At 70.6% G+C, this 13,333-nt stretch carries 13 protein-coding genes; 6 read left to right on the top strand and 7 right to left on the bottom strand.

Annotation, left to right across the window (positions count from 1 at the left end):
• Positions 1 to 119: 119 nt before the first annotated feature.
• The 3 genes from IE237_RS06635 to IE237_RS06645 form a co-directional block, all read right to left on the bottom strand.
• The gene (locus IE237_RS06635; RefSeq protein ID WP_189800864.1) at positions 120 to 1,424 is read right to left on the bottom strand and encodes an MFS transporter; all 1,305 of its coding nucleotides are present in this window, start codon (positions 1,422 to 1,424) and stop codon (positions 120 to 122) included.
• Positions 1,425 to 1,548: 124 nt separating this feature from the next.
• Entirely contained in the window at positions 1,549 to 2,718 is a 1,170-nt protein-coding gene (locus tag IE237_RS06640; protein WP_189800865.1) for an acyl-CoA dehydrogenase family protein, read from the bottom strand.
• A gap of 14 nt (positions 2,719 to 2,732) precedes the next feature.
• The gene (locus tag IE237_RS06645; protein WP_189800866.1) at positions 2,733 to 4,289 is read right to left on the bottom strand and encodes an acyl-CoA synthetase; all 1,557 of its coding nucleotides are present in this window, start codon (positions 4,287 to 4,289) and stop codon (positions 2,733 to 2,735) included.
• 113 nt (positions 4,290 to 4,402) lie between these two features.
• Here IE237_RS06645 and IE237_RS06650 point away from each other — a divergent pair, with 113 nt between their 5' ends.
• From IE237_RS06650 to IE237_RS06660, 3 genes are all read left to right on the top strand, one after another.
• Positions 4,403 to 5,029, top strand: coding sequence for a TetR/AcrR family transcriptional regulator (locus IE237_RS06650; protein ID WP_189800867.1), 627 nt, complete (start codon positions 4,403 to 4,405; stop codon positions 5,027 to 5,029).
• 105 nt (positions 5,030 to 5,134) lie between these two features.
• Positions 5,135 to 6,322 (top strand): serine hydrolase domain-containing protein, encoded by a 1,188-nt coding sequence (locus IE237_RS06655; RefSeq protein WP_189800868.1) that lies wholly within the window; start codon positions 5,135 to 5,137, stop codon positions 6,320 to 6,322.
• 54 nt (positions 6,323 to 6,376) lie between these two features.
• Positions 6,377 to 6,748: a hypothetical protein gene (locus IE237_RS06660; protein ID WP_189800869.1), complete on the top strand. Its 372-nt coding sequence runs from the start codon at positions 6,377 to 6,379 to the stop codon at positions 6,746 to 6,748.
• Between the two features lie 59 nt (positions 6,749 to 6,807).
• On the opposite strand, the gene IE237_RS06665 is transcribed toward IE237_RS06660, so the two are convergent.
• Positions 6,808 to 7,518 carry a hypothetical protein gene (locus IE237_RS06665; protein WP_189800870.1) on the bottom strand — a complete coding sequence of 237 codons (711 nt, stop codon included), beginning with the start codon at positions 7,516 to 7,518 and terminating at the stop codon, positions 6,808 to 6,810.
• 195 nt (positions 7,519 to 7,713) lie between these two features.
• Positions 7,714 to 8,934, bottom strand: a complete 1,221-nt coding sequence (locus tag IE237_RS06670) for an alpha/beta hydrolase family protein (RefSeq protein WP_189800871.1) — start codon at positions 8,932 to 8,934, stop codon at positions 7,714 to 7,716.
• Between the two features lie 268 nt (positions 8,935 to 9,202).
• Here IE237_RS06670 and IE237_RS06675 point away from each other — a divergent pair, with 268 nt between their 5' ends.
• Together IE237_RS06675 and IE237_RS06680 are read left to right on the top strand one after the other, a co-directional pair.
• Positions 9,203 to 9,667 carry a DUF2199 domain-containing protein gene (locus tag IE237_RS06675; RefSeq protein ID WP_229842543.1) on the top strand — a complete coding sequence of 155 codons (465 nt, stop codon included), beginning with the start codon at positions 9,203 to 9,205 and terminating at the stop codon, positions 9,665 to 9,667.
• Positions 9,664 to 10,329, top strand: coding sequence for a hypothetical protein (locus IE237_RS06680; RefSeq protein WP_189800873.1), 666 nt, complete (start codon positions 9,664 to 9,666; stop codon positions 10,327 to 10,329). Before IE237_RS06675 ends, IE237_RS06680 begins: the two co-directional genes overlap by 4 nt.
• A gap of 192 nt (positions 10,330 to 10,521) precedes the next feature.
• On the opposite strand, the gene IE237_RS06685 is transcribed toward IE237_RS06680, so the two are convergent.
• On the bottom strand, positions 10,522 to 11,055 hold the full coding sequence (locus IE237_RS06685; RefSeq protein WP_189800874.1) for an allene oxide cyclase barrel-like domain-containing protein: 534 nt from the start codon (positions 11,053 to 11,055) through the stop codon (positions 10,522 to 10,524).
• A gap of 219 nt (positions 11,056 to 11,274) precedes the next feature.
• Between IE237_RS06685 and IE237_RS06690 the strand changes: the two genes are divergently transcribed.
• A complete protein-coding gene (locus IE237_RS06690; protein WP_189800875.1) occupies positions 11,275 to 12,474 on the top strand; it encodes a low temperature requirement protein A in 1,200 nt (399 codons plus the stop codon).
• Between the two features lie 86 nt (positions 12,475 to 12,560).
• On the opposite strand, the gene IE237_RS06695 is transcribed toward IE237_RS06690, so the two are convergent.
• The gene (locus tag IE237_RS06695) at positions 12,561 to 13,265 is read right to left on the bottom strand and encodes a M24 family metallopeptidase (RefSeq protein ID WP_229842362.1); all 705 of its coding nucleotides are present in this window, start codon (positions 13,263 to 13,265) and stop codon (positions 12,561 to 12,563) included.
• Positions 13,266 to 13,333: the final 68 nt, after the last annotated feature.

Raw genomic sequence — 13,333 nt, forward strand, 5'->3', positions numbered from 1 at the left:
GTGACTTTCAGGGCAATTCTGCCCGCAGTCGCCGGATCGGACATCACGAAGCGGGTATCCGGCCCCGCTCCGCCGGTCGAGACTCCCGGCGAGGTGCCCGTGGCCCCGACCGACGCCCGTCAGGAGTGGGGTCCGGTGTCGAGCCCCAGGTGTCGTCGGTCCCGCTCCGGGCGGATGGCCGTGAGGGCGGCGGTCCCGGCCATGAGCATCACGCCGCCGGCGACGAGGAAGGCGGTGGTGTATCCGGCGGCCGGAGTGGCAGCCGTGTCGATGAGGTGCCCGGTCAGGAAGGGGGCCACGAGGCCCGGCAGGGTGCCGATTCCGGCGACGATGCCGAAGACGGCGCCGCGCTGGGCGGGCGGGACGACCTCCGCGGTCGTCATGTAGTGGAGGGGTACGGCGATCGCGGTGCCACCGAAGGCCAGGGCGATCAGTACGAGCCGAGGACCGGGCTCGTCGACGAACGGGAACGCCGCCATCGCGCACCCCGCCACGCACACGGCTGTGCTCTGCGCCGCCCCGCTGGACCAACGGCTGCTCACGCCACGGGATTTCAGGGCGTCCACGAACGGGGAGACCGCCAGGAGCAGCACCAGTCCGAGGCCGGAGATGACGCTGATGGCGGTCGCGGAGGCCGCCGCCGACATGTCCAGCTGCGTCCTGAGGTAGGCGGGCAGCCAGGCATGGCTGAGGGACAGCGCCCATGCCGCTCCGAAGGCGCTGGCGATGCTGCCGAGGACGGTGCCTGTCAGCAGAATCCTGCGGTAGGGCAGCCGGAGCCCGTTGGATCCGTGGGCCGTGTGCTTCTCGTCGTACGGGCCGTCATGGCCCACACGCCACCACAGCAGCGCCCAGCAGGCGCTGACGACCGCGAGGACGGCGTAGGCGGATCGCCAGCCGAAGCCGTCGATCAGCCAGGTGACCAGGGGTGCCGCGATCAGCGTGCCCAGGGCCGCGCCGCCGATCTGGAGGGCCGAGGGCAGGGCGCGCCTCTCCGGCGGGAACCACTTGTACAGGGCGTGCATCGACATGGAGGCCGCCGGCCCCTCGGCGGCACCGAGGAGGATGCGGCCGGCCATCAAGGTCGGCACGGAGGCGACCACGAGGACCGGGAGCTGGGCGACGGCCCACGCCACGGTCATGACGAACAGCAGGACCCGGCTGGAGATCCGGGTGGAGAGAAATCCGACGAGGAGTCCGGAGACGCTGAACAGGAAGGAGAAGGAGCTGGAGATCAGGCCGTAGGTGCTGTTGCTGAGGCCGAGTTCCGCCATGATCGGAACGGCGGCGAGACCGAGGACCGACTTGTCGGCGAAGTTGATGACCATGAAGGCCACGATCATCGCCGTGATCAGCCAGGTTCTGCGACCGTCGGGTGCCGGGACGGAAAGGGGCCGGGAGTGCGTGACGGTTCGGGGTGCCATGGGGAGACTCCTGCGGATGCGAGTGGGGCAGGGGGCCGTGCGGTGGGCGGTGGGTCCCCCGTGGCCGCGGGCCCGTCTGCCGAAGCGGGGGCCCGCGGCACCGCCCTGGGCACCAAGGGGTCGGTCAGATCAGGCCCTTGGCGATGGCGTTCTTGTGGATCTCGGTGGTTCCGGTGACGATCCGGAACATCCGCAGGCTGCGGAAGATCTGCTCGACCTCGTGGCCGCGGGTCAGCCCGGCCTTGCCGTGGATCTGGACCGCCTGGTCGGCGACGCGGAAGGACGCCTCCGAGGTGAAGAGCTTGCACATGTTGGCCTCGACGGAGACGTTGTCTCCGCGGTCGGCCTTGGCGGCGGTGGTCATCACCATCGCGCGGGCGGCGTAGATCTCGGTGGCCATCTCGGCGATCTTGTGGTGGATGGCCTGATGGGCGAGGAGCGGCTGACCGAAGACGACACGGTTCGTGGCGTACTCCAGCGAGAGGTCCCAGGCGCGGCGGGCGGCGCCGATGAGGGACGGGCAGTGGAGCAGGCGGTTGAGGGTGATGCGGCCGATGCCGATGCGCAGGCCCTGGCCGACCTCGCCGAGGAGGTTCGCGGCGGGGATCCGGCAGTCCTCGAAGACGAGGTCGCCCTCCATCTGCTGGCCGGACATGGGTACTTCGCCGTCGAGGACGCGGCAGCCTGGGGTGTCGAGGTCGACGAGGAACGCGCTGTACACCTCCTCGGTGCCGTTCATGCGGGCGACGACGATCGCGAAGTCCGCGAAGGGGGCGGCGGAGCTGAACACCTTCTTGCCGTTGAGGACGAAGGCGTCCCCGTCCGGGGTGGCGGTGGTCGTCATGCGGCGCACGTCGGAGCCGGCGTCCTCCTCCGTGATGGAGAAGCAGCACGCCCGCTCGCCCCGGACGACGGGCATCAGGTAGCGCTCCCGCTGTTCCTCGGTGGCGTGCTTCACGATCGCGCCGACGCGCAGCGGACCGCCCATGTCACCGAGTACGGAGTGGGAGAGGGCGGCACCGGATGCGGTCAACTCCTCTTTGAGGGCGCACAGTTCGTAGAAGCTCAGGCCCTTTCCGCCCAGCTCCCGCGGCAGACTGATGCCGTAGAAGCCGAGTTCAGCGCTGCGCTTCCAGACGTGTTCGAGGGTGGCACGGTCGAGCTTGGTCTCCGCGGTGATGCCGTGCTCGCGCTCGTACGGGATGAGCTCGTCGGCCAGGTAGGCGCGCAGGCGGACGACGAGGTCCTGGAGGCGCGGACGGTCGTCGTAGGAGGGCTGGAGGGTGAAGGGCATGCCAGGGTTCCTGTTCAGTTGACGCGGCGCTCGGCGCCCGCCCAGTAGCGGTCGCGGACGGCGCGGCGGTCGATCTTGCCGTTGGGGTTGTGGGGCAGGGCGGCGACGAAGTCGACCGAGCGGGGCTTCTTCATACGGGCCAGGTGCTGGGCGCAGAAGTCGATGAGGGCCGTCTCCGTGAGGGTGGCGCCCCGGCGCGTCACGACGACCGCCTTGACCGCTTCGCCCCACTGCTCGTCGGGAACGCCGACGACGGCCGCCTCGTACACGTCCGGGTGCTGATGCAGGACGGACTCGACCTCGACGGCGTAGATGTTGAAGCCGCCGGAGACGATCATGTCCTTCTTGCGGTCGACGATGAAGACGTACCCGTCCGCGCGCCGGCGGGCGAGGTCGCCGGTGAGGAACCAGCCGTCCCGGAAGGTCTCCGCCGTGAGCCCGGGCTCGTTGTGGTAGCCGGGGACGACATCGGGGCCGCGGACGGCGATCTCTCCGATCTCTCCGTCGGCGACGGGCTGTCCGCTGTCGTCGACGACGGCGACCTCGGCCTCGGCGAGCGGCCGGCCGCAGGACAGCAGCAGTTCCTCGTCCTCGCCCTCGATCCCCCGCCGGTGGTCCTCGGTGGAGAGGAAGAGCACTCCGGAGGTGGTCTCTCCGCATCCGTATCCCTGGGAGAGGACGGGGCCGAAGAGGTCCCAGGCTGCCCTGATCCGGGCCGGTGACATCGGCGCGGCACCATAGATCAGCTGGCGCAGGGTGGAGAGGTCGTAGTCGCGCGCGTGAGGCAGAGCGAGGACGCTGTTGACCATCGTGGGCACGACGAAGGCGTGGGTGGCCCGCTCGCGCTGGACGGTGGTGAGGAACTCCTCGGCGTCCCAGCGGGGCAGCACGATCGCGCAGCCGCCGGCGAAGAAGATGCCCATCAGCGGCATGCCCGAGGCGTGGGTGACCGGCCCGGCCAGGATCTGCCGGTCACCGGGGCCCACTCGGGTGCCGGCGCTCATCACGGACTTGCGCATGAGGGCGAGCCGGTTGCCGTAGGTCTGGACTGCCGCCTTGAGCTTGCCGGTGGAGCCCGAGGTGAAGTGGAGTACGGCGATGTCGCTCTCGTCGCACTCCGCCTCGACGGGTTCCGGCTCGGTACGCGCGAGGGTCTCCGCGTAGTCCGGGCCGAGGTCGCTCGGCCCGTCGTAGCCGAGGACGGTCTTCACACCCGTACCGGGCACCGCCGCACGGGCGATGTCCAGGTGGGCGGCGTCCGTCAGCAGCACCCGCGCGTCCGACTCGGCGAGCAGGTGGGCCACCTCGGCGGTGCCGAGCCTGGCGTTGATCGGCGCCCGGGCCAGTCCGGCCTTGTAGAGGGCCACTTCCGTGACCACGAGTTCCGCACGGTTGCCGGCGAGGGTCGCCACGCGGTCTCCCCGGTCCAGGCCGAGGGCGCGCAGCGCCGTCGCGAGCCGGTCGCTGTGGTCGTCGAGTTCCGCGTACGTCAGCCGGGCGGGTCCGCAGACCACCGCCTCGGCATCGGGTTGCTGGCCGGCAGTCCGGCGTACGTACCGCCCGAGATTCATCGCCCCTCCAGAGTTTTCGAACACAATGTCTCGTAACAAGCTTTGCGTGCGGCAACGTAAAGGCAGCGTTAGGGTCAGGTCAACAGTCCGGACGAGAAGGAAGCCGAGTGGACATGAAGCCCGCGGGAGACCGCCGCGTCCGCAGGACGCGGGCCGCACTGCGCCAGGCCCTGGTCGAACTGGTTCTGGAGAGGGGGTTCCACGCGATCACCGTCGAGGAGATCACCGAGCGCGCGGACGTCGGCCGAGCCACCTTCTACGCGCACTACCGCGACAAGGAGGACCTCCTGGTCGGCATCGTCCGCGACCTCGCCGAGGACCGGGACCGCCTCCTGCCGGCGGTCCGCCAGGCGCATGCCGAGGGGTTCACCGGACTTCCGGTGAAGTACATCTTCGAACACGCCGAGCAGGAGAAGCCCGTCTACCAGGTCGTCCTGCGGGGGGAGGGCGACGGCCGGGCCCTGCGGGAGTTCACGGACCTCATCCGCACCCACGCCGAGGCCGCCTTCCGCGCGCGGACCGAGCAGCTCGGGGTGACGCCGCGGATCCCCCTCGATGTCGTCGCCCGGGCGTGGACCGGCGAACTCATCGGCCTGCTGACCTGGTGGGTGGAGAACGACACCGGCTACACCGCCGCCGAGATCACCGCACATCTGCGGGACCTGTCGGTCTACGGCCGCGTGTGGGCCACCGGACTGGCGCCGTCCGACGCGCCGGGGGCCCTGGACCTGACCTCCTGAACGGCACGATCTCCGCGTCACGCCCGACACCTCTGGCTCAGTTACCGGACACTGTGTACGGTACTGAGCTCAGAAGACGCGTGATCGAAAGAGCGGAGCGTGCACATGACGGACATTCCCTCCTTGGCCGACCTCGTCTGGGCTCGGGGATACACCGATCCGGCCTGGGCCCGGCGCCACACCACCTCAGGCCGGGAACTCGTTCCGAGCCGCAGTGTCTGGCGGGGCCCCGGCGGCGCGTCCACGCTGCCGACGGCACCGCCCGGAACCCTGGACGGCCTCACGTTCCCGGGACCGCGGGGTCAGGACCTCACGCTCGCGGACCTGCTCACCCGGGCCGAGACCGATGCCCTGCTGGTCATGCATCGCGGGCACCTCGTGCACGAGGAATACCTCCACGGGTACGAACCCCAGGTCCCGCACTTCAACGCATCGGCCGCCAAGTCCTACCTCGGCCTCGTCGCCGCGACCCTCGCCCACGAAGGACAGCTCGACCGCGGCACCCAGGTCGCCAAGATCGTCCCCGAGCTCGCCGGCACCGCCTTCGGCGACGCCCAGGTCGACCACCTCCTCCACATGGGCACGCGGATGAGCTACGCGGGCCGCCCGTACGACAAGGCGCTCGAAGCGCAGCGCTACTTCGCCGTCCTCGCCCCTCGACTGCGCCCGTACGGCTATACCGGGCCGACCACGATCCGCGAACACCTCGCCACCGCCCGGGCGACCGGCGAACCGGGCGTCGAATTCCGCTACGAGAACGGCAACGTCGAGGCCCTCGCCGAGGTCCTGCGCCGCGTCACCGGCACCACCACCTCGGCCCTGCTGTCCGAGATGATCTGGTCCCGCATCGGCGCGGAGGAGGACGCGTACTACCTCCTCGACTCCGAAGGCTCCGAGGCCGCCTGCGGAGGATTCAGCGCGACCGCCCGCGACCTGGCACGTTTCGGCGAGATGATCCGGTGCGGCGGCTCGGCCGGCGACCGCCAGGTCGTCCCCGAAGCGGTCGCCTCGACGATCGCCTCCGGCGTTCCGGACGGCTACCCCTACCGCGTGCGCTTCCCGACAGCACCTCCCGACGCGCCCGCGACCCTCTCGTACCACGACCTCTGGTGGATACCGAACGACCCCTACGGCTCCTTCATGGCCAGCGGCATCCACGGCCAGCGCCTCTTCGTCTCCCCCGCCCTCGACCTGGTGATCGTCCACTACGCCTCCCAGATCGTCTCCCCGGCCGTCCCCCAGGTCCCCCTGGTCCAGGCGTTCCTGACGATCGGCACCCACCTCTGCGGCTAGACCGTTCCTGTGGATCATCTCCAGCCGTCTGTACGACCTGGATACGGTGGCGGCATGACGACGATCCTCCGGCACCCTCGACCTGGCTTCATGTGGGATTGGTGGGCGGTGGACGCTCGGGGCTTCCTCGTGCAGTTCAGCGGCGGGCCTGCTCCTGAGCACCTGTTCGACAATGTGGATCGTGTCGACGCGGCTGCTGCGTGGGCGGAGGAGAACTGTCCCGCATGGTTCGACGACGGTCCCCCTCCGCTCCACTCCTTCATCTGCGACGGCGAACTGCCGGCCTACACCCGCAACGGTGTCCCGGACTCTCCGTTGCGGTGGTCTGACGCACCCGCGGCCATCGCAGACGTGGCGGCCCTGGTTGAACTGCACCGGGCAGTGGGAGACGCCTGGACGGTCTACCTCGACGAGGGTTGGGTCTAGGCAGCGCGGCTGGGGTCATCTGTCGGCCGCCACGTCATGCACGGCGCCGCCCGCACGGCTCAGACGTCGATCATGGCCAGGTCGGGGTAGACGTCCTGCCAGCGGTAGCGGCGGCAGTGGAGGTGCCAGTACACGTAGGCGGTCATGTACCGCTCCAGGTGGGGCCGTTGCTCATCGTTGGCCAGTCGAAGCACCCGCCGGTAAGCCTCCAGGCCGCTGTCGACGCTGTGGCGGTATGAAGCGAGATAAGGAATGCCCTCCTGGACCGCGCGGCGGTGGATCCGGCTGATGTCGTCCTCGTCGGACGCGTCCGGATCGAGTTCCGATTCCATCAGGACACCGTTGACCGCGCTGTAGAAGAACGTCCGGTAGCCGGCCAGGAAGGTGGGGTCGCAGAAGCCCGCGATCTCGCGGAACATGTGCTCGATGTACCGCGCGTTCGGCGAGACCGCGAGCCTGGGTGCGCCAGGCGACATGCCTGCCCTCAGGACGGCTTCGGCCTCTGCGCTGTCCTTGGAGCACACGTCGTCGATGTTGGTGACGAACACCCAGATCCGGTCGACGGCGAGCGAGAGCGCCTCGTCGGCGATGGGCACCATCAAGGCCCGCATCAGCGTGATGTTCCTGGTGGTGGCGGGCACCACCACCCCGAAGGTCTCGAACTCGGCCGTCGGCAGGTCCGTGTGCGTCCGGACCCGCGCGAGGTCGACCGACGGGTCGAAGGATCGGGTACGTGCGATCGCCTGCTCGACCAGGCCTGAGTCCAGCACGCCGGCGACCATCGCGCGATGGCGGGCCTCGGGAACCGCCTCCAGCCCACGCCCACGCCTCCCGCCCCCGAAGCGCCGTTGACCCGACCGGGTGTACGGCGTCTCGGCGGTTTGACGGCGACGGGCCGGGGCTGTCAGCCCGTGTGGGGCTCCCCTGCCTTCATGGTCAGGCCGGCAGACGGGGCCCCCGGGCCCTCACGGGAGGAACGTCACCGCAGGGAAGGCCGGGGACGGCCCATCGAGCAGGTGCCCCCGACGATGGCGCAGGTGCTCGTCGAAGAACGCCAGCGGATACGCCTGCTGGATCTTCACCGCCTGGCCGGGATCGAGGGTGCCGATCACGTCCTGGAGCTGCTGCCCGCTCCATCCGTACACCTTCGCCACCTGGGGGAACAGCGCCTCGTTGTCACCGTACGAGACGTGGGCGGCGCCCTGGGCCTGGATGTTCAGCCGCCAGCCCCGCAGGTGCGACCAGAAGGCGGCGGCCTCGGGATCCGTGGCCCGGGTGAACTCGGCGGACACCATCATGAACGGTCGGTCCAGGTTGCCGGCCAGTGGCGGGTTCATCTGCATCGGGCCGTCGAGGCTCAGCCCGGCCCGGAGGCGCTCGTCCGCGAGCGTGGCGCAGGCGGTGGCCGTCCCGCCCTTCGACCAGCCGAAGGCGCCCATGCGCCGCGGGTCGAGGGCGCCGAGCAGGCCGGCCGGCAGTTCCCTGCGGTCGACGTCGGGATTGCACCCGGCGGCGAGCTTCTCGACGCAGTCGAGGACGAAGCGCAGGTCTGCGGCGAAGTCTCCCGGCAGCGTCGGCGCCTGCCTGTCGTGAAGCGGGACGGCGATCCGCCCGTCGGGGAATTCGGCGTACGTGTCGTACTGGTGAGCCACCGTCACGACCGCGTATCCGTGACTGGCGAGCTCTTGGACCACGACGGTGTGGTCGCCCTGGTGGCTGTGCGCGCCGTGCGAGAACACCACGACGGGCAGCCGTCGGCCCGTTCGCCGTACCGGAGCGCCCACGTGTCCCGCAGTGAGCGGCACCAGGCCGGCGAGGTCGCTGAACCCGGCGTCGGTGACGAACGCCTCGAACGCGCCGGCCGGCATCCAGGGCGACACCGGGTATCGCTGGACGTCCTGGGCGGGGTACCAGACGGTGGCCATCAGTTCGCGGAAGTGCCCGGGGCCCGCGATGGCGTCCGGTCGCGACCGGTCGACGAGATGCAGCCCGACCGTGCCCACCGGGTACGGGCCGGTCGGCACGGGCAGCGTGAACCGAGTCGCGGCGGGGGCGACCACGGCCGGCCCGGCCCACGCGGGGCGCGCGGCGGCGGCGAGCGGCACGGCTGCGCCTGCGGCCAGCGTGGCTCCCAGCATGCTGCGGCGCGTCAGGCCCTTCCGGCTGGTGAAGGGAGTGATGGGCATGGAGCCTCCTGTAGTGACGGATCGTCAACTGCGCCTCAAGGGGGAGTCCGCAGGCACGGAGGAACGCTGTCACGTTCCCCTGTCGCGTGGCATCGGCCCACCGTTCGACGGCGTAGCGGGTGCATGGGCCCACGGGTTTACACCCTGGGGCTGATGCGGTCGGCGGTGTCGTCGGGCTGCGAGGCCAGGCCGACTAGGCTCCGGCGCCATGACCAGTGATCACGGATTCACCTGCGCATGTTGCGGGGCCCACCACCCGGAACTGCCGATGAACTACACGGCCTACGCCCCGGCGGTGTGGGATCCCGCCTTCGCCGATGCCGACGACTGTCTGCTCTCACCGGACCAGTGCGTGATCCGCGGGCAGCACTACTTCGTCAAGGGCCTCATCGAGATACCGGTCATCGGCAGCGACGAGCCGTTCTCCTGGGGTGTCTGGGTCTCGCTCAGCCGGGGGAACTTCTCCCGGGCGGCAGACCTGTGGGACAAGCCGGGCCGCGAGGAAGAGGAGCCGTACTTCGGCTGGCTCACCACCGAACTGCCGATCTACCCGACCACGACCCTCAACCTCAAGACCCACGTCCGTACCCGCCCGGTCGGCGAGCGCCCCTTCGTCGAGCTCGAGCCCACCGATCATCCCCTGGCTGTCGAACAGCGCACGGGGGTCACGCTGGACCGCATACGGGAGATCGCGGCGGCCGTGCTCCATTCCGGCGGAGGGGAGCAGCGGTGACGGCAGGCGGCTTCGTGTCGTCGGTCCCGGTCGCGCCCGCCGGGCTGAGCGGCAGAGCCCGGAGGTTCGTCGAGGTGGACGGCATCCGTCTCCCTGGACAGGACGTCCTGGGCCGACGCGACGTGTGGATCCGGCACGGGATCCCCGCTGCGGAGGTCGAACGGGCCGCGGCCTTCCAGGACCGCTGGGGCGGCCTCGTACTGCCGCCGGCACCGTTCTACGAGGGTGGCCCCCGCATCCTGGACGCCGACTGCCCCGAGGGTTCGACGACGGAAGGCTGGTGGTTCCCGGCCGGCACCGGCCGTGTGTCCATGGCCTACGGATTCATGATCGGCCCCGAGGGGGCCTTCGGGATCGACGGCTACCAGTGGACACCTCTGCATGCCAGCACTGACGGATGGGTGGAGTCACTGGCACTGGCCGCCCACGCGAGACGGTGGGCCGGGACCGTCACAAGGGTCACCGGCAAGGCCGTCGATTCCCTGGACCTCGCCGGGTACGAACCGGTCCCTGAGGTGCAGGGCCTGACCGACACCTGGTGGCGGGGCAAGGACTCACTCATCGCCCTCTACCGCGGCGAGGCCCTCGGTCTCGATGCTCCTCAATGCCTCGAAGCCCACATCTACGGCGGCCTCGACGAGTGGGGCCTCAACGGGGGCTGACTGGCCGGTGCCGCCGAATCCGACCACAGGCTCGGTCCGAAGGGCAGACGATCAGCGCCGCATCGGTGGAAGCGGGCGGCGCAGGGGAACGGGACTCGGACGAGGAGACCTGCGGGATCGGACCGTTGAGAGCTGCGTCGCGGTCGCGTGAGAGAGCCCCCGCCAGGGTTCGCCGGGCGGGGGCAGGGTCGGTCAGACGAGGTGGATGGTGAAGCGCCTCGTGCCTGGGGCGATCGTGTCGGCGTGGACCGAGCCACGAGCTCGTTCGTACTTCCCGGTTCCGCCGGTGACGGCGTTGTCGAACGAGGGGGGAGGGCCCGGGACGAGAATGCCGAAGAGCATCCCCTGCACGGAGAGCTGGCCGTCCGGGAGGTTGTAGGTCACGACGCACTCCTCCGCTCCGCCGTCCTCGACCCGTGTGGTGGTGCAGGTGCCGCCGGTTTCGCCGACCTCCTTGCCCTTCTGGTCGTAGAGGACCGAGCGGAAGACGGTCCGATCGCCCTGGGCGGGGCTGCCACCGGGGTTGACGGGGAAGCGCGACTGCTGCGCGAGCCGTCCGGTGAGTGTGATGACCCGGCCCTTGCTCTTGGCGTGGGCGGAATCATTGTCGGTCGCGGCCGCCGCCGCGACGGGGACGCAGGCGAGAAGGGTGACCAACGCAGTGGCCGTGCCGAGACAGGCCGATCTGATGGGCCGCATCGTGGGGCTCCCGAGGTTGATGCTCATGAATGGTCCGGTGGCACATCCATAACCTCAGCTCCGCCGTCACCCCGCCCGACCACCCGAAGATCCGACCGATCGGACGAGCCGGCCCCGATGCGCGTACGAGCACGAACCCACCAACACGCTTCAGGTTCGGTTCGCGGTGGTGAGTACGGATTCGTGGTCTCATGCAGGCAGTCACAGTCAGTCCGTGTCCGGTCGAACCCTCACCCGGATGGCCCGATGAGCACTCCCTTCCCCGCGGTTCCGTCTCCGCCGCCCTCCCCCTCGGGCCCGGCCGTGAGCGAGGCCGAGCCCCGGCACGCCGGATGGCTGGAGCTCTTCTTCGACCTGGTCTTCGTCGCCTTCGTCGCCCAGCTCTCGCACGGGCTGCACGGCGACCCCGGCTGGCGCGAGTTCGGTGTGTTCCTCGGGCTCTACTTCCCGCCCTGGTGGATGTGGGCCAACCTCACCGTCTCCGCCAACCTCTTCCAGGACGACAGCGCCCGCCGTCGCCTCGCGATGCTCGCCGCCATGCTCTGCCTCGCCGTGATGGCCGCGGCGGTCCCGGAGGCCGACGGGGACCGGGGCCCCGCCTACGCCCTCGGCTACGCGGGGACCCGCCTGGTCCTGCTGGCCCTGTGGTGGCCCGCCACCCGTTTTCCCGCGCCCGGCCGGATCCCGCGCTGGCGGCCGCTGACCTACTGCCTGCTCTCCGCGCTGCTCTGGGCGGGCTCGGCGGCCGTTCCCGCGCCCTGGAGGTATCTGGTCTGGGCCGGGCTGCTCCTGGCGGAGATGGCCCTGGTGCTGACCGCCCGGGGGCGGGGCATCCCCGGACGGGTCCACACCGGGCATCTGGTCGAACGGGTCGGCCTGTTCGTGATCATCGTGCTCGGTGAGTCGGTCCTCGGCCTGATCACCGCCACGGACCACACCTGGACCGCCCGGGCCGGTGTCGTCGCGGTCCTCGGATTCGTCCTGCTGGCCGCGCTGTGGTGGTCGTACTTCGACTTCGCCTCGACGGCTGCGGAGCGGGTGATCGGCGCCGCGGGCACCCGTGAGGCCTACCTCCTCGCCCGTGACGTGGGCGGCTTCCTGCACTTCTTCGTCACCGCCGCCGTCATCTCCATGGCCGCGGGACTGGCCACCGCCGTGGACGAGTCCGGACACGACCACCTCGCCCGGGGCACGGTCTGGGCGCTGGCCGGCGGGCTCGCCGCCTACCACGCGGCGCACGCCCTGATCGGCCTGCGCTTCGGCCGGCCCCTGCGCGAGGTGGCCGTCTGGGCGGTGCCGGGGGTGGCGCTCCCCCTCCTCGTCGTCCTCCTCGCGGACGTGCTCGCGCCCTGGCTGGTGGTCCTCCTCCTGGCGGCCGAGGCCATCACCCACCTGCTGTACGCGAAGGCCGCGGCAGCCCGCCGCGCCAAGGCAGCTACCGGCTAAGACCCGTTCACCCGATGCCACGAGTGGGCGCACCTCACCGAGACGCCCCCGCCGGCCGGGGTGACGTCCGGCGAGGCGCCGGGCGGTCAGACGAGGTCGAGGAGCTGCTTGAGCGTTCCGCCGAACCCGCGGTGTTCGTCGACGAGCTGGATCTCCATCACCCAGTGGGCCGGGAATCCCGCCTGGTCCCTGCGGCGCAGGGGCGTGCTGTTGTGGGGAGCGATGAGCTCCTCCTCCGTCGTCGTGTCCCCGGCGTCGCCGACAGCGGAGCCCGTCAGCCGGCCCACGTGCCACGCGGTCAGTTCCCATCCGGCTTTCGCTGCCAGCGCGAGGACTTGGGCATGCAACTGGCCGCCGGTGATGTTCTCGCGGCTACGAAATGCCTCCCTGCCGTCGGTGAACAGCCCTCGCAGATCCTCGACGAGCCGGTGCCGACGAGGATCGTCACCGAGCACCACCGTCTGCGCGAAGCTCGTCTCGTGGGCGGCCAGCAGCGGACTGAGATCCACGACCGCCACGTCGTTCTCCGCGATCAGCCGATCCGGCGCCGCCTGCCCGGTGGGCAGCGCGGTGTGCGGCCCGGAGCGTACGAGGCGCCCCTCCCCGCCCAGCAGGGGACCTGCCACCCGTCGGGCGATGTCCCGGATGTCGCTGTCGACCTCGCTCTCGTAGCGGCCCGGGGCTATCACTCCGTCCTTCACGGCCCGGGTGAACACGCCCTCCGCCATCCGCTCGGCCTCGCGCAGCCGCACCGCCCGCAGCCGCTCGTCCATCCGGTCGGGCACCGTCACCGCGCGCTCCCTTTCTCGTACTCCCGTACCAGACCCGTGCGCCCACAGCTTGGTTCCCGGAGGTGTCG

The sequence above is a fragment of the Streptomyces tanashiensis genome (genome assembly GCF_014648895.1).
Lineage (GTDB): Bacteria > Actinomycetota > Actinomycetes > Streptomycetales > Streptomycetaceae > Streptomyces > Streptomyces tanashiensis.